This window comes from Stenotrophomonas sp. P5_A8 (assembly GCF_056400545.1).
The window spans coordinates 1-1,623 of sequence record NZ_JBFULB010000516.1 but is presented as its reverse complement, the minus strand read 5'-3'; the positions used below and the strand labels follow the sequence as shown (position 1 = coordinate 1,623).

Below are 1,623 nucleotides of genomic sequence, written 5' to 3'. Positions count from 1 at the left end.
ACCTTAATACTTGAATCTTCAAGCATGCTCCTAATCACATGATCAACCAGGCTGTAACTAGTGCCCCGCTGGTCAAGCACGTACCTCAATGAGGTCTTCTTGTACTTTGCGTCCTCTAGGAGAACAGTCGAATCCCGCTTTAGGTAGGCATTGAAGCGATCTTTGTCAGATTGCCTGCGCATAAGGCGCGTATTCAACGTTTCATACAGCGATGGCCAAGGGATGACAATGCTGTGGGCCTCAATGAACTCCTCTATTGAACAGGCACACGAATGATGAGCGTCCCGTGCGTTGAACAAGCCGATCCAGAATCCGCTATCAGCGATGATGKTCTTAGCCATTAGAAGCCATCATCTTCGATAGGCTCCTGGTGTCCGTACCCCTGCCATGGGGATGATTTCCTGTTCCCGAAAAGGAACTTTCCTCCGACGCGCTTATCTTCCCGCCTGTAAACGATGTAGATGCGATCTGTCTTGGAGAGGCGCACGCTCTCCTTGATTTCCTTTCTAACCTTCTTCTCAAGATCGCTGTCAGTGCCCGTGAATTCAACATTGAAGAACGCAACACTGTCACCGCATTCAACAGCTTTCTGATTGTCTAGGTAAGCATAAAGCGAGTCATAGTCGCCTTTCACGCCGAGATCGTAGGATAGCCAAACTGCTTTCTTCACGGATCACCTGTTGCCTGAAGTTGATTGCTAACACCTTATGTCTTGCCTTTCCCCTAGCCCAGGTGCCGAGAGCCCGGCATGCGCGCCCGCTAACGCCTCGGTGTAGCAGCACCGTAACTCAACAGGGGCCGCATGCCGGTGCTCGTGCCCTGCGCCCGGACAGTTGGCCGAGGCTTCCCTCAAACTGATAAGCGTAGGCTTGGGCGCGATGCTCTCGACCCGCCAACTCTATCGGAGGATTAGCCATGATGGCAGCGGGCATCGACGTGGGCAAGGCCTCCTTGGACGTAGCCATCGAGGAACGGGCGGGAGTGACGCTGGTGGACAACAGCGCCGCGGGCATCCGCAAGCTGGCCCGGCAACTGGCCGGCCTGGACCAAGTCCGGATCGTAGTCGATGCCACCGGATCCAGGCTAGGTTCCGCGCCGACGAGGCCGATGGCCGCTTTGGGTCGAGAGTGGAAGCTAGCATTACTGGTAACGTTCTCTGGGGCCGGCACGTCCGCTTTCGGCCAGGAGCGGACGTTAAACGCCAGAATTAAGCCGCGCCGCGAAGCGGCGTCGGCTTGAACGCATTGCTAGGGCGCACCCGCCAGTCCCAGAAACGTTTCCATCCACGTTTTTTCGGCGGCGCTCGGGTTGTACGCATAGGCGACTTGYTCGGCAGAGGGCGCCGGAACTTCTTCCCAATAGCGTGGTGTTGCAACCGTATTCAAGAACGCCAGCTCACATGTCACGTAGCACATCCACACTGCGCTAGTTATGAACTGCATGCTTAGATCCAAAGGCTCGTAGCCTTTTTCGTACGCACGTATCGGAGTGAATTGTTTGTGCAAGCTTCCAACGTGAGTGAACTCTTTGCTTAGTAGACCGCACATTTTCCCGAATGGCGGAAACACCTTCTTGGCACTGGCAATCGCTCGTGTGGACTCGAACGCATGCTCTCTATGCGCC

Annotated in this window: 3 protein-coding genes; 1 reads left to right on the top strand and 2 read right to left on the bottom strand. The window is 55.3% G+C overall.

The features are described from left to right. Positions 1-340 precede the first annotated feature (340 nt). Positions 341-670, bottom strand: a complete 330-nt coding sequence (locus AC1DQP_RS20275) for a hypothetical protein (RefSeq protein ID WP_478052401.1) — start codon at positions 668-670, stop codon at positions 341-343. A gap of 245 nt (positions 671-915) precedes the next feature. Here AC1DQP_RS20275 and AC1DQP_RS20270 point away from each other — a divergent pair, with 245 nt between their 5' ends. Then, positions 916-1,239: a hypothetical protein gene (locus AC1DQP_RS20270; RefSeq protein WP_478052400.1), complete on the top strand. Its 324-nt coding sequence runs from the start codon at positions 916-918 to the stop codon at positions 1,237-1,239. A gap of 8 nt (positions 1,240-1,247) precedes the next feature. Here AC1DQP_RS20270 and AC1DQP_RS20265 read toward each other — a convergent pair. Then, on the bottom strand, positions 1,248-1,623 hold a 376-nt coding region (locus tag AC1DQP_RS20265), incomplete at its 5' end, for a hypothetical protein (RefSeq protein WP_478052399.1).

What these genes read in the sequence shown, in the direction of transcription:
- AC1DQP_RS20270 (WP_478052400.1), top strand. Translation starts at nt 916, where the DNA reads ATGATGGCAGCGGGCATCGACGTGGGCAAGGCCTCCTTGGACGTAGCC.